This window comes from Cryobacterium melibiosiphilum, from assembly GCF_003602235.1.
GTDB lineage: Bacteria > Actinomycetota > Actinomycetes > Actinomycetales > Microbacteriaceae > Cryobacterium > Cryobacterium melibiosiphilum.
The window spans coordinates 25,593-44,467 of the sequence record NZ_QZVS01000075.1 but is presented as its reverse complement, the minus strand read 5'-3'; the positions used below and the strand labels follow the sequence as shown (position 1 = coordinate 44,467).

General features: G+C 66.1%; 18 protein-coding genes. 8 read left to right on the top strand and 10 right to left on the bottom strand.

Annotation, left to right across the window (positions count from 1 at the left end; all coding sequences use genetic code 11):
* The first annotated feature begins 1 nt into the window (after position 1).
* Complete coding sequence (gene lnt / locus D6T64_RS07510) at positions 2 to 1,672, top strand: apolipoprotein N-acyltransferase (RefSeq protein ID WP_233550913.1); 1,671 nt, start codon at positions 2 to 4, stop codon at positions 1,670 to 1,672.
* Positions 1,673 to 1,694: 22 nt separating this feature from the next.
* Here the strand turns inward: lnt and D6T64_RS07505 are convergent, their stop codons facing one another.
* The 4 genes from D6T64_RS07505 to D6T64_RS07490 all read right to left on the bottom strand — a co-directional run bounded on the left by D6T64_RS07505 (position 1,695) and on the right by D6T64_RS07490 (position 4,367).
* Positions 1,695 to 2,063 (bottom strand): RNA polymerase-binding protein RbpA, encoded by a 369-nt coding sequence (locus D6T64_RS07505; protein ID WP_119973792.1) that lies wholly within the window; start codon positions 2,061 to 2,063, stop codon positions 1,695 to 1,697.
* A gap of 69 nt (positions 2,064 to 2,132) precedes the next feature.
* A complete protein-coding gene (locus D6T64_RS07500; protein ID WP_119973789.1) occupies positions 2,133 to 2,906 on the bottom strand; it encodes a glycerophosphodiester phosphodiesterase family protein in 774 nt (257 codons plus the stop codon).
* 2 nt (positions 2,907 to 2,908) lie between these two features.
* Positions 2,909 to 3,874 (bottom strand): SPFH domain-containing protein, encoded by a 966-nt coding sequence (locus tag D6T64_RS07495; RefSeq protein WP_119973787.1) that lies wholly within the window; start codon positions 3,872 to 3,874, stop codon positions 2,909 to 2,911.
* The gene (locus D6T64_RS07490) at positions 3,867 to 4,367 is read right to left on the bottom strand and encodes an NfeD family protein (protein WP_119973785.1); all 501 of its coding nucleotides are present in this window, start codon (positions 4,365 to 4,367) and stop codon (positions 3,867 to 3,869) included. The genes D6T64_RS07495 and D6T64_RS07490 overlap by 8 nt, the downstream gene beginning before the upstream one ends.
* A 143-nt stretch (positions 4,368 to 4,510) precedes the next feature.
* Here D6T64_RS07490 and D6T64_RS07485 point away from each other — a divergent pair, with 143 nt between their 5' ends.
* Positions 4,511 to 5,275, top strand: a complete 765-nt coding sequence (locus D6T64_RS07485; protein ID WP_119973783.1) for an SDR family oxidoreductase — start codon at positions 4,511 to 4,513, stop codon at positions 5,273 to 5,275.
* A gap of 10 nt (positions 5,276 to 5,285) precedes the next feature.
* Positions 5,286 to 7,445, top strand: a complete 2,160-nt coding sequence (locus tag D6T64_RS07480) for a S9 family peptidase (RefSeq protein ID WP_119973780.1) — start codon at positions 5,286 to 5,288, stop codon at positions 7,443 to 7,445.
* Here the strand turns inward: D6T64_RS07480 and D6T64_RS07475 are convergent.
* Positions 7,442 to 8,071, bottom strand: a complete 630-nt coding sequence (locus D6T64_RS07475) for an HdeD family acid-resistance protein (protein ID WP_158594842.1) — start codon at positions 8,069 to 8,071, stop codon at positions 7,442 to 7,444. The genes D6T64_RS07480 and D6T64_RS07475 overlap by 4 nt on opposite strands.
* Before the next feature lie 214 nt (positions 8,072 to 8,285).
* Here D6T64_RS07475 and D6T64_RS07470 point away from each other — a divergent pair, with 214 nt between their 5' ends.
* The gene (locus D6T64_RS07470) at positions 8,286 to 10,676 is read left to right on the top strand and encodes an ATP-binding cassette domain-containing protein (RefSeq protein ID WP_119973775.1); all 2,391 of its coding nucleotides are present in this window, start codon (positions 8,286 to 8,288) and stop codon (positions 10,674 to 10,676) included.
* Positions 10,677 to 10,898: 222 nt separating this feature from the next.
* On the opposite strand, the gene D6T64_RS22230 is transcribed toward D6T64_RS07470, so the two are convergent.
* The 4 genes from D6T64_RS22230 to dhaK all read right to left on the bottom strand — a co-directional run bounded on the left by D6T64_RS22230 (position 10,899) and on the right by dhaK (position 13,525).
* Positions 10,899 to 11,090, bottom strand: coding sequence for a hypothetical protein (locus D6T64_RS22230; RefSeq protein WP_147364502.1), 192 nt, complete (start codon positions 11,088 to 11,090; stop codon positions 10,899 to 10,901).
* An 80-nt stretch (positions 11,091 to 11,170) separates the two neighbouring features.
* Positions 11,171 to 11,881 carry a dihydroxyacetone kinase phosphoryl donor subunit DhaM gene (dhaM, locus tag D6T64_RS07465; protein WP_233550912.1) on the bottom strand — a complete coding sequence of 237 codons (711 nt, stop codon included), beginning with the start codon at positions 11,879 to 11,881 and terminating at the stop codon, positions 11,171 to 11,173.
* Positions 11,878 to 12,516 (bottom strand): dihydroxyacetone kinase subunit DhaL, encoded by a 639-nt coding sequence (dhaL, locus tag D6T64_RS07460; protein ID WP_119973772.1) that lies wholly within the window; start codon positions 12,514 to 12,516, stop codon positions 11,878 to 11,880. The genes dhaM and dhaL overlap by 4 nt, the downstream gene beginning before the upstream one ends.
* 7 nt (positions 12,517 to 12,523) lie before the next feature.
* Positions 12,524 to 13,525 (bottom strand): dihydroxyacetone kinase subunit DhaK, encoded by a 1,002-nt coding sequence (gene dhaK / locus D6T64_RS07455; protein WP_119973770.1) that lies wholly within the window; start codon positions 13,523 to 13,525, stop codon positions 12,524 to 12,526.
* Positions 13,526 to 13,768: 243 nt separating this feature from the next.
* On the opposite strand from dhaK, the gene D6T64_RS07450 reads away from it, so the two are divergent.
* Both D6T64_RS07450 and glpK read left to right on the top strand, forming a co-directional pair.
* Entirely contained in the window at positions 13,769 to 14,515 is a 747-nt protein-coding gene (locus D6T64_RS07450) for an MIP/aquaporin family protein (RefSeq protein WP_119973768.1), read from the top strand.
* 81 nt (positions 14,516 to 14,596) lie between these two features.
* Positions 14,597 to 16,111, top strand: a complete 1,515-nt coding sequence (gene glpK / locus D6T64_RS07445) for a glycerol kinase GlpK (protein ID WP_119973766.1) — start codon at positions 14,597 to 14,599, stop codon at positions 16,109 to 16,111.
* 10 nt (positions 16,112 to 16,121) lie between these two features.
* Here glpK and trpD read toward each other — a convergent pair whose 3' ends face one another.
* Positions 16,122 to 17,174 carry an anthranilate phosphoribosyltransferase gene (gene trpD / locus D6T64_RS07440; RefSeq protein ID WP_119973764.1) on the bottom strand — a complete coding sequence of 351 codons (1,053 nt, stop codon included), beginning with the start codon at positions 17,172 to 17,174 and terminating at the stop codon, positions 16,122 to 16,124.
* Between the two features lie 154 nt (positions 17,175 to 17,328).
* Here trpD and ctaE point away from each other — a divergent pair, with 154 nt between their 5' ends.
* Together ctaE and qcrC are read left to right on the top strand one after the other, a co-directional pair.
* Positions 17,329 to 17,997, top strand: coding sequence for an aa3-type cytochrome oxidase subunit III (ctaE, locus tag D6T64_RS07435; RefSeq protein ID WP_119973762.1), 669 nt, complete (start codon positions 17,329 to 17,331; stop codon positions 17,995 to 17,997).
* Positions 17,998 to 18,021: 24 nt separating this feature from the next.
* Positions 18,022 to 18,843: a cytochrome bc1 complex diheme cytochrome c subunit gene (gene qcrC, locus D6T64_RS07430; RefSeq protein WP_233550911.1), complete on the top strand. Its 822-nt coding sequence runs from the start codon at positions 18,022 to 18,024 to the stop codon at positions 18,841 to 18,843.
* The last annotated feature ends 32 nt before the right edge of the window (positions 18,844 to 18,875 follow it).

Below are 18,875 nucleotides of genomic sequence, written 5' to 3'. Positions count from 1 at the left end.
GTTGCGTAGACCCGACACGGTGCCCGCGGCGTTCCCGGCATTGTCGCTGCGCCGCGCTCTGAAACTGCCGCTGTGGGCGGCCCTGCTTCTCGCCGTCGGGGCCGGCATCGTCCTGGACGCCGCGTTCCCGGACCGGGACTGGTGGGCCCTGGCGCCGGTCGGCGTGCTGCTGATGTTGCTCGCCCTGCTCGGCCGCGGCCCGTGGACCGGCTTACTGGTCGGGCTGGTCGGAGGCCTGGCCTTCTGGCTGACGCACATCTTCTGGATCACGCTGTACCTCGGCGCGGTCCCGTGGCTTGCCCTCGGTGGACTGCAGAGCATCTTCTTCGCCGTGGGCCTCGCCCTGACCGCCGTGGTGCTGAGCTCCGGGCCACGGGTCTGGCCGACCCGGCTGGGCCGCCTCGGCGTGGTCCCGATCGTCGTCGCCGGGCTCTGGACGGCCCGAGAGGCGATCTCCGCCGTCTGGCCCTATGGCGGCTTCGCCTGGGGACGGGTCGCGCTGTCCCAATCCGAGAGCCCGCTGGGTTCCCTCGTGGGCTGGGTGGGGCTCTCCGGCCTCAGTTTCCTGGTTGTCTTCGTGGCCGCCCTGGTGCTGCAGTTGCTGCGCGAGCCGTTGGCGCTGCCCGCGCCGGAGAGCCCGCCCCGGCTTGGCTGGGGTGCATCCGCGCCGCTCTGGCAGAGCACGCTGGTCGTGGCAGCCATCACCGCATTGCTGGTGGTGCCGGCGTTCCCCATCGTCGAATCCGGCACCGCGCGCCTGGCCGCCGTGCAGGGAGCGTCGGATGCCGGGCTGTTCGCCCAGAACGAGCCCGGCCAGATTCTGAACGACCACGCCTCGGCGACGCTGCCGCTGATCGGTGAACCGGTCGACTTCGTCGTCTGGCCCGAAAATGCCAGCGACATCGATCCCACCCGCTCAACGGATGCCGCCCGGGTCGCCGACTACATCAGCACTGCGATGGACGCCCCGCTGATCACGGGCACCATCACGCTTCAGGACGGCACCTATTACAACAGCTCGCTGCTCTGGAAGTCGGGGGAGGGCGCGGTCGACATCTACGACAAGGTGCACCCCGTCCCGTTCGCGGAATACATGCCCGACCGGGCGTTCTGGCGTCCGTTCGCCCCCGACCTGATCGACCTGATCGGCCGGGATTACGGCATCGGTACCCGCGACAACATCTTCGACATCGACGGCATCATGGCCGGCATCGCGATCTGCTTCGACATCGCTGACGACCAGCTCGTGCACGAGATGATCGACGACCACGCCGAGATCATCCTGGCCCAGACCAACAACGCCGACTTCGGGTACACCGACGAGAGCGTGCAGCAACTGGCGATCGCCCGGCTGCGCGCGATGGAGACCGGTCGCACGGTCGTGAACATTTCCACGGTGGGTACGAGCGCGATCATCACGCCCGATGGGGCCACGCTCGATCAGCTGCCGGTGTGGGAGCCGGGGTCGATGGTGCAGACGGTACCGCTGAGTGCGACGGTCACGCCGGCCATGGAAGTCGGCCGCGGCCTCGAGTGGCTCCTGTCCGGGCTCGGCCTGGCCGGATTCCTGCTCTGCGTGCGTCACGCCCGCACCCGCCGCACTCCGGTTTCGGGCGCACGAAAAGTCCCGAAGCCGCGAGGCCTCGGGACCGTGTATTCGCTCGGTCGTTAGACCGGATATGCGCTGGTGTTGACTACGCGCCGATCTTCTGCTGACCACCGCGACGCTCGCGCAGAACGGTGAGGCGCTCCTCGAGGAGCTCCTCCAGTTCATCGCGGGTGCGGCGTTCCAGCAGCATGTCCCAGTGGGTGCGGGCGATCTTCTCGTCCGAATGGTCGACAACGACCGGCTGGGAATCAACCAACCGGGTTGCGACGTGTGAGCAGTGCTTGCATTCCCATTCATCGGGTGCTTCAGCCTCTGCGGAGAAGATCATCACCGTCTCGCGTCCGCACGTTGCGCACAGATAACTGTGACTAACTCGTGGTGAAAAGGTGACGCCCTCTTCGCTTTGAAGGCTTTGTGCGCCCAACCTCATGCCACGCAAACTGCGATCCGCCATTGTGTGGTCTCCTCTCGATGCTTACCCAGTTGTAAACCATCAAGCTGTATGTTTTCTTCCGTGACGTGACTACTCTGGGGGTATTCCCAGTTTGGGGGACTTGACGCGCGCCGCTAAAAGGTCAGAGCGGTCGGTCACGATTCCGTCCACGCCGAGACCGAGCAGACGGTCCATCGCGGCCGGTTCGTTCACGGTCCAGACGTGCACCTCAACGCCGCTGGAGTGCATCAGCCGCACGAAGCGCGGCGACACGATCCGCAGGATTCCGGCCCGTTCGGGGACCTGAACGGCAGCGAAACCCTGCAGCAGCCGGCGCGTCCGAGATGCTGCATTCACCGCGGCCGCGGCCAATACCCGAGCGAATTCAACGCTCGAGGGTGATGTGGCCACACCGGGCAGCCCGGCCACGGTCTGCCGTCGGCGGGCCTCCGAGAAGGAGGTGATCAACACGCGGTGGGTGGCGCGGTTGTCGCGGATGGCTCGAATCGTGGCGTGTGGTGCGGCATCCGCTTTGACGTCGATATTGAACTGGGCCTCGGGAAAGGTGTCGAGGGCCTCGCTGAGGGAGGGGACGACCTGACCGGCCGGCAACCGGATGCGCCCCAGTTCGGCGAAGCTGAGCTCGTCGATGCGTTCGGAGCGACCGAAGGCGCCGAGGTCGGGGTCATGGCTCAGTACCGCAACCCCGTCGCGGGTGACATGCACGTCGGTCTCCAGGTGCGTCGCGCCGTTGGAGAGCGCGGCGACGAAGGCGAGCAACGAGTTCTCGGGAGCGTTGAGCGCCAGGCCGCGGTGGGCGAATATCCGCGGCCGTGGCCCGTCGAAGAATCCCGCGCGGGCCAACGTCAGGCCTGGTGAGCGGGCGGCGGCGGCGTCGCTGCGGCAGCCGGCGCCGGGACATCCGCCCCGGGAACGGTGTTCGGGCCGAAGGCGCGGCCGATGCCCTTCATCGCTTCGGTCAATTCACTCGGCACGATCCACAGTTTGTTCGCGCTGCCCTCGGCGAGCTTCGGCAGCGTCAGTAGGTACTGATAGGCGAGCAGGCGCGGGTCGGGGTCGCCGTCATGGATGGCCTTGAAGACGGTCGTGATAGCGGATGCTTCACCCTGGGCTCGCAACACGGCAGCCTTGGCGTCACCCTCGGCGGAGAGGATTGCGGCCTGTCGGGCGCCCTCGGCGGTGAGGATCGCGGACTGCTTGGTTCCTTCAGCGGTGAGGATCAGCGCTCGGCGGTCACGCTCGGCACGCATCTGCTTCTCCATGGAGTCCTGAATCGACAGGGGCGGTTCGATCGCCTTGAGCTCGACCCGGCCGACGCGAATGCCCCACTTGCCGGTCGCTTCATCGAGGACGATGCGCAGCTGGCTGTTGATGTTGTCGCGGCTGGTGAGGGCCTCTTCGAGGTTCAGGCCACCGACGACGTTACGCAGGGTGGTGGTGGTCAGCTGCTCGACGGCGCCGAGGTAGTTGTTGATCTCATAGGTCGCAGCGCGGGCATCCGTCACCTGGAAGTAGACGACGGTGTCGATCGAGACCACGAGGTTGTCCTCGGTGATCACGGGCTGTGGGGGAAACGACACCACCTGCTCACGGATGTCGAGAAGCGGCCGCACCCGGTCGATGAACGGCACCAGAATGTTCAGGCCCGGCAGCAGGGTGCGGTGGTACTTGCCGAGGCGTTCGACGACGCCGGCATTTCCCTGCGGGATGATGCGGATGGAACGGGCGAGAACGACGACCACGAACACCCCCAGCACCACGAGGAGGGCGATCACGAAGATCTGACCGATGAATTGGGCCGGCTCAAGCATGGGGCTGGGTCCTTTCCGAGGAATCCGTAGAGGTGACGCTGGAGGGGGTGACGATGGCGATGGAACCGTCGATGGCGGCGACCGACACCGGCACGCCGGGTTCCACGACGCGCAAGGGAGCTGCCGGGCTCAACCGGGCCGACCAGGTTTCGCCGTTGGACAGTTTGACGAGTCCGCCGGCGTCGTTGATGGTCGACATCACGCGTCCGGCCATGCCGATCAGGGCGTCGACGTTGCTCCGGGCGGGATCCTCGCCGCGCCGCATCGCGCGCAGCAGGAAGGGCCGGATGGTGAGGATGAGCAGCATGGACAGAACGGCGGCAACCACGATCTGCAGCCACCAGTCGAGCCCGATCAGGTTCGCGCCGAGGCCACCGAGGCTGCCGATGGACAACATGAGAAAGGTGAATTCCAGGCTCAGAAGCTCGATGATCACGAAGACCAGAATCAGCACGAGCCAGGCAATCCAGAGGTATGCCGTCAGATCGACCATTACGTCACCTTCCGTTGGTTCCCCCTCCAAACTAGCAGGTGGGTCCCAAACCAGCTGGTGAGTCACCAAATTGACGTCTTCTTGATAGGGTCGGGGGCGGCCGTCCTGACGGCCGAGACACTTCGACCTTTCAAGGAGCACGCGTGAGCAACCCACTGGCACCAGGATCACTCGACGGCAAGCGGGTGCTCGTCACCGGTTCGTCCCGAGGGATCGGCGCAGACACGGTGGCCTATTTCGCTGCCGCCGGAGCGCGTGTCGTCATCAACTTCCGCAATAAAGAGGCACGCGCCGTCAAGCTCGCCACCGCCATTCGCACCGCCGGCGGCACCGCCATCACGGTCGGCGCCGACCTCACCGACGCGGATTCGGTGTCGGCCATGTTCGACACCATCACGGCGGAATACGGCGGCCTGGACATCCTGGTGATGAACGCATCCGGTGGGATGGAGAGCGGCATGGCTGCCGACTACGCCATGGTGCTCAACCGCGACGCCCAGGTCAACCTGCTGACCCGAGCCATTCCGGTGCTGAGCGAGGGCGCCCGCGTCGTCTTCGTCACGAGCCACCAGGCTCACTTCATCGCGTCCACGCCCACCATGCCTGAATACGAGCCCGTGGCGCGCAGCAAGCGTGCCGGGGAGGACGCCCTCCGGGCGCTCGTTCCGCAGCTTGACGCGGCCCAGATCGAATTCGTGGTCGTCTCCGGGGACATGATCGAAGGAACCATCACGGCGACCCTGCTCGAGCGGGCCAACCCGGGAGCGATCAGTGCCCGCAAGGATTCCGCCGGCCGGCTCTACAACGTGAGCGAATTCGCCGCCGAGATCGCGCTGGCCGCGGTCGAACAGGTTCCCGAGAACCACACCCGCTACGTCGGCGACACCTCCGACTTCACGCTCGGTTAGTCGGCGCCGGATGCAGCCACCCGACCTTCCGCTGCTCCGGTCCGTTTCTCGACCGTCCCTGCACCCGGACGGTCTCCAAGCGGTCGTCGCCGTCACCCGCCCGGACTTCATCTCGGATGACTACGTCGGCCAGCTCTGGGTCGTCGGGCTCGCTGCCCCGCACGCGGAAGCGGCACCGACCGGTACTGCACCGACAGCGGACTGCGCAGTGCCCCGCCGCCTGACCCGAGGGCACCGAGACACAGCGCCGCGGTATTCCCCGGACGGCCGCCTGCTGGCGTTCCTGCGGGCCGGGCCGAAAACCCCCGCGCAGCTGTTCGTCGTCGCGGCGGCCGGGGGAGAACCGGTACCGGTGACCCACGCCCCGCTGGGGGTGTCCGAGTTTCGGTGGAACCCGGACTCGACGCACCTGGGTTTTCTGGCCCGGGTGCCCGAGACGGGCCGGTACGGCACCGTGCCCGGTCTGGAGTCCGGCTCGGAGCCGCCTCGCCGGGTCACCACGCTCCGTTTCCGGTCCAATGGCGTGGGTTATGTGAGTGACAAACGCACGCACGTCTTTCTGGTGGCCGTGCCCGACGTCTGGGGTGAACCCACCCCGGAGCATGCTCCCGCCGCGGACGATGATGCCGGTGAGGGTGCCCTTAGCGCTGCCGCGGCATCCGCTGAGCGCACGCTCTGGCTCGGATTTCCCGAGGCCCGGCTGCTGAGCTCCGGGGACTTCGACCATGCCGGACTGTGCTTTTCGCCGGACGGATCACGGATCCTCACGATTTCGGCCCGCCATGACGGGCGCGACGGAGATCTGTGCTCCGAGCTGGTCGAAATCCTGACCGATCCCGCCTCCGATGGACCCCGGCTGCCGGAGCGTGTGGTGCTCGACGCGAGCGCCAACCTGAGCATCGACCTGATCGAGTGGGCGGCCGACGGATCGATTGTGTTGCTCGCGACGCACGTCGGAGTCGACGGGCGGGACTTTGTCGGTCGCGGCACGGCCCTGTACCGGGTGGAGCGGGGCAACACGGGAGGCCCGGTTCGTCTCACCGATCCGGAGGCTGTGTCCTTCGATGCGGCGGCCGGGCTCAGCGTGACGGTCGACGGCCGGGTACTGGCGCATCGCCAGCACCGCGGAACCGTGCAGCTGGTCGGCATCTCGTACGACGGAACAATGACAACGATCACCGACCGTGAACTCGTGGTGACCGGCCACGATCTGCGTGGCGATACCGTCGTGTTGAGCTACGAAGACGCCCTCAGCCGTGGCGACATCGCTCTGGTCTCTGTTGCCCCGCGGGCTGGTGCCTCGTCCGTGCCACGCGCGGATGTGGCGCGGCCGCGCCGCCTCAGCGACTTTTCGCTCGCACTGCGCGCCGCAGGGGTCGCCCCGGCGCGGGACCTGGTCGTCACCACGCGTGACGGCCGCACCGTACACGGATGGGTCCTGACACCCACCGGCCCCGGGCCGCACCCGGTTTTGCTCACTATCCACGGCGGACCTTTCGCGCAATACACCGTGGGGATGCTCGACGAAGCCCAGATTCTCGTCGACGCCGGGTACGCCGTGGTGATGTGCAATCCCCGCGGCTCGGCGGGCTATGGGCAGGAGCATGGCCGATCCATTCGCCAGCGCCTCGGCACGGTCGACGAGTGGGACGTGCTCGACTTTCTTGCGGGCGCCCTCGCCGCCGATAGGAGGCTGGATCCCACCCGTCTGGGCATTATGGGCGGGTCCTACGGCGGGTTCCTCACCGCCTGGATCATCGCCCACGACCATCGTTTCGCCGCCTCCATCGTCGAACGAGGGTTCCTCGATCCCGACGCGTTCATGGGGACCTCCGACATCGGGGATTTTTTCGGCCAGGAATACGTCGGCACCGATCCGGAACGGATGCGGGCCCAGAGTCCGCAGGCGCAGGTGGCCGACGTGCGCACACCCACGTTGCTGATTCATTCCAGCCAGGACTTGCGCTGCCCGCAGGCGCAGAGCGAGCGCTACTATGCGGCCTTGAAACGCGGGGGAGTTCCCACCGAACTGGTGTTGTTTCCGGGGGAGAACCACGACCTCACCCGTACCGGAAGTCCCCGGCACCGGCTGCAGCGATTCACCATCGTTCTGGATTGGTGGGCCCGCTACCTGCCCACCAGCCGCAACCCCCGCCAGGCCAGTTCCTAGTCGGTGTCGCGACTCACCACGGGTTTCGCCGGGCTGGTCGCCGCGGCGGTCGCACCGGACCGGGTCGCTGCGCGCGCCTGTCGGCCGAAGGTGAGAGCCTCCAGGAGCTGCACGGCACCGGAGACGATCAGGAAAACACCACCGAGAATGACCAGCACGCCGAGGGACTCCAGCGGCGCGACGAGCACGACGATACCCGCGACCACGCTGACGGCGGCGAGCAGCGTGCCGAACCAGCGGCTGGAGTCCGGGGCGGTCTCGACCAACGCGGCAACGCCCTCGACGATCCAGGAAATCCCGATCACCAGGCCGAGCACGACCAGCGAGTTCAGTGGGTTGCGGATCGTGACGATGCCGGCAATCACCAACAGCACGCCGAACAGGATGCCCAGAACCCGGCCCCCGAGGGAGCCCGACATGGCGACGCCGCGCACGATGCGCAGGGCACCGCTGACGAGGAAGTAGAGGCCGAACAGCAGGGCCGCCACGGCGAGAGTTGCCTCGGGCCAGGCCAGCACCAGGACACCCATCACGACCGCGAGTACGCCGCTGATCCCGAAGGCGAGGCGGGCCCCGGTCACCTCGGTCGTCGAGAGGCGTGCCGGGTCGAGGCGCAGATCGAGCATGACAGATGCCGGTGATCCAGGTGCGTGCGAACCAGGTGCGTGCGAACCAGGTGCGTTGGACATAGGAGCACTCCTCTCGGTACCGCTGATGCGGGCATGCTACCCCCATTCGGGTGCCTGTGCCGGGGCGACTCCACTCGGCGACCGGCTAGTCAACTCGACGTATCATCGAACGGGTCCGATCATTTCGCCGCGCCCGACAGATGGAGACACCATGAGCATGGCCACCGAATTCGACACCCAACAGCATGCCGTGCCCGTCGCAGACAGCCACGATGTGATCCGCGTCCAGGGGGCCCGCGAGAACAACCTCAAGGACATCAGCGTTGACATCCCCAAGCGCCGCCTGACGGTGTTCACCGGTGTTTCCGGCTCGGGCAAGAGCTCGCTGGTCTTCAGCACCATCGCGGCCGAGTCGCAGCGCATGATCAACGAGACCTACAGCGCCTTCCTGCAGGGTTTCATGGCGACGCTCGCCCGACCCGACGTCGACGTGCTCAGTGGCCTCACGACCGCGATCATCGTCGACCAGGAACGAATGGGCGCGAACTCCCGGTCAACGGTGGGCACTGCCACCGACGCCAACGCCATGCTGCGCATCCTCTTCAGTCGGCTCGGCGAGCCGCACATCGGCTCACCGCAGGCGTTCTCGTTCAACGTCGCGTCCATCTCGGGTGCCGGGGCCGTCACGATCGAACGTGGCGGCGCCACGACGAAGGAACGCCGCAGCTTCAGCATCACCGGCGGCATGTGCTCACGCTGCGAGGGCATGGGCAAGGTCAGCGACATCGACCTCAGCGCCCTCTACGACGACTCCAAATCCCTCAACGAGGGCGCCATCCGTATCCCGGGCTACACAATGGACGGCTGGTATGGCCGCATTTTCCGCGGCTGCGGCTGGTTCGACCCCGACAAGGCGATCGGCCGGTACTCCAAGAAAGAACTGCAGGACCTGCTGTACAAGGAACCGACGAAGATCAAGGTCGAGGGCATCAACCTCACCTACCTCGGGCTGATCCCGCAGATGCAGAAATCGATGTTGTCCAAAGACGTCGACTCCCTGCAGCCGCACATCCGCGCCTTCGTCGAACGGGCCGTCACCTTCGCCGCCTGCCCGGACTGTGGCGGCACCCGGCTGAGCGAGGGTGCTCGGTCCAGCCGCATCGACGGCGTCAATATCGCGGATGCCTGCTCCATGCAGATCAGCGACCTTGCCGACTGGGTCCGCGGCCTCGACGAGCCATGGGTCGCGCCGCTGCTCGCCGCCCTGCGGCAGAGCCTCGACTCGTTCGTGGAAATCGGCCTCGGCTACCTGTCGCTCGATCGGCCGGCAGGCACGCTCTCGGGCGGCGAGGCGCAGCGCACCAAGATCATCCGGCACCTGGGCTCGTCGCTGACGGACGTCACCTACGTGTTCGACGAACCGAGCATCGGCCTGCACCCGCACGACATCCAGCGCATGAACGAGTTGCTCCTTCGGCTGCGCGACAAGGGCAACACGGTGCTCGTCGTCGAGCATAAGCCGGAGATGATCGCCATCGCCGACCACGTGATCGACCTCGGGCCCGGCGCCGGAGCGTCGGGAGGATCCGTCTGCTACGAAGGCACGCTGGACGGGCTGCGGGGGAGTGACACCCTCACTGGGCGTCACCTCGATGACCGAGCCCGGCTCAAGAGCGCGGTGCGCGCCCCGACCGGCACGCTGCAGATCCGTGGGGCGACGGCCAACAACCTGCAGAACGTCGACGTCGACATTCCGCTGGGGGTGCTGGTCGTGATGACCGGTGTCGCCGGGTCCGGCAAGAGCTCACTCGTGCACGGATCGATCCCGCCCGGCGCCGGAGTCGTCTCGATCGACCAGGGCGCGATTCGCGGCTCCCGGCGCAGCAATCCGGCCACCTACACCGGCATGCTCGACTCGATTCGCAAGGCCTTCGCGAAGACGAATGACGTGAAGCCGGCCCTGTTCAGCTCCAATTCCGAGGGGGCCTGCCCCAACTGCAACGGCGCTGGAGTGATCTTCACCGACCTGGGCATGATGGCCGGCGTCGCGACAACCTGTGAGGTCTGCGAGGGCAAGCGCTTCGAGGCATCCGTTTTGGACTATCATCTCGGCGGCAAGGACATCAGCGAGGTGTTGGCCCTGTCGGTGGCCGACGCGGCGGACTTTTTCGGTGCGGGGGAGGCGCGCACGCCCGCCGCGCACAAGATCCTGCTCGGACTGGTGGATGTCGGACTCGGCTACATCAGCCTCGGCCAGCCGCTGACCACCCTGTCCGGCGGTGAACGGCAGCGCCTGAAACTGGCCACCCACCTGGGGGAGAAGGGCGGTGTGTACGTTCTCGACGAGCCGACCACCGGGCTGCACCTCGCGGATGTCGAGAATCTGCTCGGCCTGCTCGATCGGCTCGTCGATTCCGGCAAATCGGTCATCGTGGTCGAGCATCATCAAGCGGTTATGGCGCACGCCGACTGGATCATCGACCTCGGACCGGGCGCCGGCCATGACGGTGGCCGGATCGTCTTCGAGGGCAGCCCGGCCGACCTCGTCGCCGACCGATCCACCCTGACCGGCCAGCATCTCGCCGCCTACGTGGGGGCCTGACGGCTGTGGGGGCCTGAAAGCTCAGCGGGCGAATGCCTCCCACCGCCTCCATCCACCCCTTCCGGGAACCATTCGCCTGGTGACCGATAATGCACATTATGTCAAGTAGGGGTGAGAGGCACGTCGTAGATCAACGCAAGTCGACTCCCCCTGGGTTGTCGCCGACACATCGCCGTCGCCGACGTGCTGCTCAGTCATGATGCTGCTCAGTCATGATGCTGCTCAGTCGTGATGGATGACCATTCCGAGTTCATTGACCGGCTGGAACGCATCTCGATCCCAACCGCCCGGATGCGGAACCGGGCAATTGAGAATGGTATTCGGGGTCGAATGGTCGATGGTGTGCTCATGCATCGGGTGCCCGCACACCGGGCAGGGTGGAGATTCCGCGTGTCGAGCCGAGGTCTGGTCCATGCGGATACCATACGCCGAATTGGACACGGCGGAACGATTGTGCTAAGCGAATTTACCCGGTGTGATCTATTCGGTGTGAACTATTCTCCGAAACCGGACTCGATGAGGTCGGTGAGGGCACGGACAGCGGCCTCAGCGTCTGATCCCGTTGCGGAGATCTGCACCGACCTCCCGATGGTGAGGCCGAGGCCCATGATGCCCAGCAGACTGGTTGCGTCCTGGCCGTTGACCGTAATCTGCGCGGAGAACGTGCTGGCAAGTCGCACGAAGTCGGCGGCCGGCCGGGCGTGCAGCCCGTCGACGTTCACGAGCGTCACGGTTCGGCTGACTTCTCCGCCGATAGCGTCTCCCCCGTCGGTATTGGCTGGTTCGGACGCCAGCGGTGCGGCGGCGGCCGGCTCCTGCACCCCGGCCGTACCCGCCGCGGCCTCGATGGCGTCGAGGTCTCCCCCGATCTCCGCGGCGACAGCCGCCGCCACGCCGCCCTCGACCAGGGGCGCATCGAGGATGCGCACCCGCGCACGCAGCGCGTCGTCGAGAAAGTCCAGCGCGGTTTCAGCGGTGAGGATAGCGGATCCCAGGTCGCACAGCACGACGACGCCGGCGCCCGCATCCGCGGCGGCTATGGCTGCCGACACCCGCTCGAAACTCGTCCCCAGACCGCCGTCATCGGTTCCCCCCGCCGCCATGAGCGTGGTCCCGGGGGCCATCTGCCCAGCCAGGTCGACCAGACCTTCGGCTATCTTCGCGCTGTGGGAAACGAAGACGAGACCGACCCGTGCGGCGCTCACGCGCGCGCTGCGGTCTCGGCGGCGGCCCGGAGCAGCAGCGTCGTCGATTCGGCGCCGGGGTCCCGGTGGCCGATGGCCCGCTCCCCCAGGTAGCTGGCCCGGCCCTTGTGCGCCACCAGCGGTTCGGTGGAGACGGCGCCGGCGGCTGCGGCATCCGCTGCCTGCTGCAGCAGGGTAACCACCGACGCGTCTGCGTTACGGGCTGCCGCCGCGGCATCCACAGCGGGAGTCCAGGCGTCGATCATGGTCTTGTCACCGACGACGGCCTTTCCGCGCAGCACGATGCCGTCCCGGGCGGCCGCGATGAGGGCCGCCACGGCCGCAGCGTCGAGGTCGCCGACGGTGCCGACCGCGACCGCCGCTTTCAGGAAGGCCGTACCGAACAGCGGCCCCGATGCCCCACCGACCGTGGAGATCAGAGTGGTCGCGACGAGTTTCAGAACGTCACCTGGGGTTGACCCGGCGGGCAGGGCGTCGAGCTTGAGCACCACCGCCTGGAACCCGCGGTCCATGTTCTCGCCGTGGTCCCCGTCGCCGATGGCGCGATCAAGCGTGTTCAGCTCGGCGCGGTGCTCCGCTATTACGCGGGCACCCTCCCTGATCCAGGCCTCGGCCCAGGTGACGTTCAGATTCATGGTGGTGTTACCTTCCCCAGCGCAGCGCGGCGGTGGCGACGGGGGCGTCCCAGAGGGTCGTCAGCTCGTCGTCTAATTTCAATACGGAAATGGACATGCCCTGCATCTCGAGCGACGTCGTGAAGTTGCCCACGAGGGTGCGAGTCACGTCGATGCCCTGCTCGGCCAGGGCCTCGGCGGCACGCCGGAACACGACGTACAACTCGACCTGCGGCGTGCCGCCCATGCCGTTCACGAAAAGAAGCACCTTGTCACCGCTGGCAAAGGGCAGGTCCTCGAGAATCGGGCCCAGGAGTCGGTCGACGATGGCATCGGCCGGTTCCATTTTGATGCGCTCACGCCCAGGCTCGCCGTGGATGCCGATGCCGATCTCGATCTCGTCGTCGGCGAGGGTGAAGCTCGGCTTCCCCGCGTGCGGCACCACGCACGGTGTCAGCGCGACACCCATCGAGCGCACACTCGCGTTGACCTTCTCGGCCACCGCGGCGACGGATGCGAGGTCGTCGCCACGTTCGGCCGCCGCCCCGGCGATTTTCTCCACGAGCACCGTACCCGCGACCCCCCGGCGCCCGGCGGTGTAGAGGGAATCCTTGACCGCGACGTCGTCGTTGATGATCACGGACGCCACTTCGATGCCCTCCGCCAGGGCCAGGTCGGCGGCGGTCTCAAAGTTCAGCACGTCGCCGGTGTAGTTCTTGACGATGTGCAGCACGCCGGCCCCACCGTCGACGGCCTGCGTGGCGGCGAGAATCGGGTCGGGCGTCGGCGACGTGAAGACCGCTCCGGGAACGGCGGCGTCGAGCATGCCGACGCCCACGAGCCCGCCGTGCATCGGTTCGTGGCCGCTTCCGCCGCCGCTGACGATTCCGACCTTGCCGGCGACAGGGGCATCTGCCCGCACGATGTAGATCGGGTCCAGTGACACGCGGACAAGATCGGGATGGGCGACCGCGAATCCCGCGACGGCCTCCGTGACAACATTCTTCGGATCATTGATGAGCTTTTTCATGGCCATCCATTCATCGGTGGTACGGGAGTGAGCCGGGCGAGAGACCAGAAAGTATCCACGGTCCACGGAGTACCATACGCGCCCGGACGGTTCGTGTTAAGCGTGGAAAGCCGAGCAAATATGGTCGAAAAATCTACTCCGACGGGGCCATTCCCTGATCGAAAAGCCCGCGCTATGGTGTTGCAAACCGCTCACCGCAAGGGGCAGGCTTCGGCATTCCCCGGCCTCAACTGAAAGGTTATCGTGGATAATATCGGAGTTGTATTCCTGTCCGAGGTGGTGGGCACGGCGATGCTCGTACTCCTCGGCACAGGCGTGGTAGCGAACGTGGCGCTGGCCAAGAACAAGGGGCTCGGGGGCGGCTTCTTGATGGTCACCATCGGCTGGGGATTCGCCGTCTTTGCCGGTGTCATGGTGAGTTTCAACTCGGGCTCGCACCTCAATCCCGCAGTGACGCTGGGGCTGGTGACGTCCGGGGCGACCGAATTCGGAAGCGGCGTGCCCGTGAACGTCACCTCCGTGCTGGTCTACATCGCCGGTCAGATGCTCGGCGCGATCATCGGAGCCGTCTTCTGCTGGCTGGCCTACAAACAGCACTTCGACGCCGAACCCGAGCCCGCCAACAAGCTCGGCGTGTTCTCAACCGGTCCGGCCATCCGCTCGTACGCCTGGAACCTGGTCACCGAATTCATCGGTACCTTCGTGTTGGTCTTCGTGATCCTCGGCTTCGGCTCGTGGGGAGACGGCAGCGGGCTGGCGGCGCTCGGACCGCTTCCGGTGGCCATCCTCGTCATCGTGATCGGCACCTCCCTCGGTGGGCCGACCGGTTACGCCATCAACCCTGCTCGTGACCTCGGACCGCGCATTGCTCACTTCATCCTGCCGATCAAGGGCAAGGGCGGCTCGGACTGGGCGTACTCCTGGGTGCCCGTGGTGGGCCCCATCGCCGGTGGCCTCGTAGCCGGTTGGGCTTCGCTCGCCCTGCTCTAGGTCGGCAGCACGTGAGTCGGCCGCACGAGAACAGCACCTCAGCACGACACCTACGGAATCTCAACAGGAGGCAACGAAGCTATGTCTGACTACATTCTGTCGATCGACCAGGGAACGACCAGCTCCCGGGCGATCATCTTTGACAAAGCCGGGTCGATCGTGTCCACCGGCCAGCTCGAGCACGAGCAGATCTTCCCCCAGGCCGGATGGGTCGAACACGACCCCCGCGAAATCTGGGACAACGTGCGCGAGGTCATCGGCCAGGCCCTGTCCAAAGCTAATATCACCCGCCACGACATCCAGGCGGTGGGCATCACCAACCAGCGCGAGACGGCCGTGGTGTGGGACAAGACGACGGGTGTTCCGGTCTACAACGCCATCGTCTGGCAGGACACCCGCACCCAGCCGATTGTCGACCGTCTGGCGGCCGAGGGCGGCGTGGAGCGGTTCAAGAAGAAGGTCGGCCTGCCGCTCGCCACCTATTTCTCCGGCACGAAAATCGTCTGGATCCTCGAGAACGTTCCGGGAGCCCGTGAGAAGGCCGAAGCCGGTGACCTGCTTTTCGGCACCACCGACTCCTGGGTGCTGTGGAACCTCACCGGTGGCGTGGACGGCGGCGTTCACGCCACCGACGTGACCAACGCCAGCCGCACCCTCTTCATGGACCTGGAAACCCTGAAATGGGATGACGAGATCCTCGCGATCTTCGACGTTCCACGCTCGATGATGCCCGAGATCCGCTCATCGTCGGAGGTGTATGGAACCATCAGCGAGAACAGCCTGCTGCGTGAGGTGCCCGTCGCCGGAATCCTCGGCGACCAGCAGGCCGCCACGTTCGGCCAGGCCGCCTTCGACCAGGGCGAGGCCAAGAACACCTACGGCACCGGTAACTTCCTGATCTTCAACACCGGCACCGAGATCGTGCACTCCAAGAACGGCTTGCTGACGACGCTCGGTTACCAGCTCGGTACGGATGCCCCGCACTACGCGCTGGAAGGTTCCATCGCCGTCACCGGCTCGCTGGTGCAGTGGATGCGCGACAACCTCGGCATGATCTCATCCGCTCCCGAGATTGAGACCCTCGCCAACACCGTCGAGGACAACGGCGGGGCCTACTTCGTGCCGGCCTTTTCAGGACTGTTCGCGCCGTACTGGCGCGCGGATGCCCGGGGCGCGCTCGTGGGTCTGACCCGCTTTGTGAACCGTGGCCACATCGCCCGGGCCGCGCTGGAGGCCACGGCGTTCCAGACTCGAGAGGTCATCGACGCCGTCAATGCCGATTCCGGTGTGCCGCTGACCGAGATCAAGGTTGACGGCGGAATGATCGCCAACAACACCCTGATGCAGTTCCAGGCCGACATTCTGGGAGTGCCGGTCGTACGCCCGGTGGTCGCCGAAACGACCGCCCTCGGTGCCGCTTACGCGGCCGGCCTCGCGGTCGGTTTCTGGAGCGGCCTGGACGAGCTTCGGGCGAACTGGCAGGAAGACAGTCGCTGGGAGCCGAAGATGGACGCAGAGGAGCGCGACCGCCAGCTCCGCAACTGGAAGAAGGCGGTCACCAAGACCTTCGGATGGGTCGACGAGGACGTTCTCTAGAACGTCAACCCTATGAACGGGTAGCAGCAACCCACTGCGCCAGTTTGGCCGTGGCCGCGCCGGAGTCGATGGTCTCCGCGGCCACGGCCATCTTGTCGCGGAAACGGGTGACGATGGAGATCTGCGACTGGCCGGGATCGCCGGCCAGCGCGAAAGCCACGAGACCCGCGGCCGCATTGAGCAGCACGATGTCGCGAACCGGGCCGGCGGTGCCGCCGAAGACCGAGCCCACCACCGCGGCGTTGTGAGCCGCATCGCCGCCGACGAGCTGGTCGATCGAGGCGCGGGGAATTCCGAGTTCACGCGGATCAAGGTCGTGTTCGGTGACGAGGCCCCGGGACACCTCCCAGATGTGGCTGTGTCCCGTTGTCGTCAGTTCGTCGAGGCCGTCGTCGCCCCGGAAGACCAGCGCCGTCGCACCGCGTGTCTGGAAGACGCCGACAAAAAGCGGCACCCGATCCAAAGTGGCGACTCCGACCGCGGATGCCTCGGGGCGTGCCGGATTGCACAGCGGACCCAGGTAGTTGAATACCGTCGGGATGCCGAGCTCAGCGCGGACCGGACCGGCGTGCCGAAAGCCGGGATGAAATGCCGCCGCAAACGCGAAAGTGATGCCCGTCTCCGTCAAAATCGCGGCGACCCGTTCGGGCGGCAGCGTGAGGTCGACGCCGAGAGCCGCGAGCACGTCGGAGGATCCGGACGCCGAGCTTGCGGCCTTGTTGCCGTGCTTGACGACCGGAACGCCGGAGGCCGCACACACTATCGACGCCATGGTCGAGATGTTGACCGTTCCAAAGCGGTCTCCCCCGGTCCCGACGATGTCCAAGGCCATCGGATTCACGGCCAGCGGCAGGGCCTGCTCGAGAATCGCGTCGCGAAAGCCCACGATTTCATCCACGGTCTCCCCCTTGGCGCGCAGGGCGACCAGAAAGGCTGCCAGCTGCGCCGGGGACGCCTCGCCGAGCATGATCTGCTGCATGCTCCAGGCGGCATCCCGCACGCTCAGGTCGCTGCCACTCAGGAGGGCGTTCAGAATATTTGGCCAGGACTGAATTTCGAGCATAGTTCGATCCTATGGCGATTCCGATCCTGGCCAGCCCGGCGGCCCGCACCCCCACACAGCCCGGCGTTCCGGGCAAGTGATCCCGGACGAGTGTCCCCCAATCCTTCGCGGATCAGGCCCCCCACGCCAGAAAAGACCGTACTCGCACGTGAGAATGAGAAAAAGCTGTGCAAATATCGGCCATAATGGAGGGGTGACCAGCACCTCAATTACTCAAACGGCCAATGCGCCCGTTGTGAACAGGCCCAACAGCGTGGCTGTGGGCACCATTGTGTGGCTGGGGAGCGAGGTGATGTTCTTCGCGGGGCTGTTCGCCATCTACTTCACTCTCCGATCCACCTCACCCGAACTGTGGCTGTTCCAAGCGGACAAGCACAATTTCACCTTCGCCCTGCTCAACACACTCATCCTGGTGACGTCTTCGGTGACGTGCCAGTTCGGTGTGTTCGCGGCCGAACGCCTGCAGGCCCGCTCCACGGGGTGGAAGCTCAGCGAGTGGGGAATGGTCGAGTGGTTCTTCCTGACCTACGCACTCGGCGCCATCTTCGTGACCGGCCAGGTCTTCGAGTACGCCACGCTCGTGTCGGAAGGTATCTCCCTCAACAGCGATGCGTACGGGTCCGCCTTCTACATCACGACCGGGTTCCACGGAATCCACGTGACCGCGGGCCTGATCGCCTTCCTGCTCGTCATTGGCCGTGCGTTCGCGGTCAAGAACTTCGGACACAAAGAAGCCACCAGCGCCATCGTGGTTTCCTACTACTGGCACTTCGTCGACGTCGTCTGGATCGGGCTCTTCCTGGTCGTCTACGTTCTTAAATAGGATTCAGGAGCGGACAACAACAGCATGACCAGAAAACCCATGAACCCAGCACCCAAGGCTCGCAAGGGTCGCAAAGCCGGCCGGCGCCATCCCCTGGCCAGTGTCGCCCTCATCGCCATCGGGCTTCTGTTCACCGGCGGTGCGTACGCGGCATTCAGTACGACAACGGCAAGCGCCGAGAGTGACGCGAACTCACAGCAGACCATCGACGACGGTGAAAAGCTCTTCGCAGCAAACTGCGCCACCTGCCACGGGCTCAGCGCCCAGGGTTCCGGAGACGGACCCAGCCTCATCGGCGTCGGAGCCGCGTCGGTCGATTTCCAGGTCGGCACCGGGCGTATGCCCCTGCAGATGCAGGGCCCCCAGGCGCTCAAGAAGCCCGTGCAGTTCACCGAAGAACAGACCGCCGCGCTTGCCGCCTATGTTGCCTCGCTGGCTCCCGGCCCCGCAATCCCCGAGGGCGAAGTCCTCGACGGCCAGGGCGATGCCGCCGTCGGCGCCGAGCTGTTCCGCATCAACTGCGCCATGTGCCACAACGTCGCCGGTGCCGGTGGCGCCCTGACCGAGGGCAAGTTTGCCCCCAGCCTGGCTGATGTTTCGGCCGTGCACGTCTACGAGGCCATGGTGACCGGCCCGCAGAACATGCCCGTCTTCAACGACATGAACATCTCCCCGGAGAACAAGCGCGACATCATCACCTACCTCAAGTACATCGAGGACAACCCCTCGCCCGGTGGCCTCGCCATCGGCTCCCTGGGGCCGGTTGCAGAGGGACTCTTCATCTGGATCTTCGGCCTGGGCGCCATTGTCGCCCTCACCGTCTGGATCACGGCAAAGTCCAACTAGCAGGGTTCGCGATCGTGCGTCAGATTTTCACG

Bases quoted from the DNA above. Each gene is read 5' to 3' on its own strand.
- D6T64_RS07490 (WP_119973785.1), bottom strand. From the start codon at position 4,367: ATGGTCGATCTGACGGCATACCTCTGGATTGCCTGGCTCGTGCTGATT.
- D6T64_RS07495 (WP_119973787.1), bottom strand. From the start codon at position 3,874: ATGCTTGAGCCGGCCCAATTCATCGGTCAGATCTTCGTGATCGCCCTC.
- qcrC (WP_233550911.1), top strand. From the start codon at position 18,022: ATGACCAGAAAACCCATGAACCCAGCACCCAAGGCTCGCAAGGGTCGC.
- dhaL (WP_119973772.1), bottom strand. From the start codon at position 12,516: ATGAATCTGAACGTCACCTGGGCCGAGGCCTGGATCAGGGAGGGTGCC.
- D6T64_RS22230 (WP_147364502.1), bottom strand. From the start codon at position 11,090: ATGGACCAGACCTCGGCTCGACACGCGGAATCTCCACCCTGCCCGGTG.
- D6T64_RS07470 (WP_119973775.1), top strand. From the start codon at position 8,286: ATGAGCATGGCCACCGAATTCGACACCCAACAGCATGCCGTGCCCGTC.
- glpK (WP_119973766.1), top strand. From the start codon at position 14,597: ATGTCTGACTACATTCTGTCGATCGACCAGGGAACGACCAGCTCCCGG.
- D6T64_RS07480 (WP_119973780.1), top strand. From the start codon at position 5,286: ATGCAGCCACCCGACCTTCCGCTGCTCCGGTCCGTTTCTCGACCGTCC.
- D6T64_RS07475 (WP_158594842.1), bottom strand. From the start codon at position 8,071: ATGCTCGATCTGCGCCTCGACCCGGCACGCCTCTCGACGACCGAGGTG.
- trpD (WP_119973764.1), bottom strand. From the start codon at position 17,174: ATGCTCGAAATTCAGTCCTGGCCAAATATTCTGAACGCCCTCCTGAGT.
- ctaE (WP_119973762.1), top strand. From the start codon at position 17,329: ATGAGAAAAAGCTGTGCAAATATCGGCCATAATGGAGGGGTGACCAGC.
- dhaK (WP_119973770.1), bottom strand. From the start codon at position 13,525: ATGAAAAAGCTCATCAATGATCCGAAGAATGTTGTCACGGAGGCCGTC.
- D6T64_RS07505 (WP_119973792.1), bottom strand. From the start codon at position 2,063: ATGGCGGATCGCAGTTTGCGTGGCATGAGGTTGGGCGCACAAAGCCTT.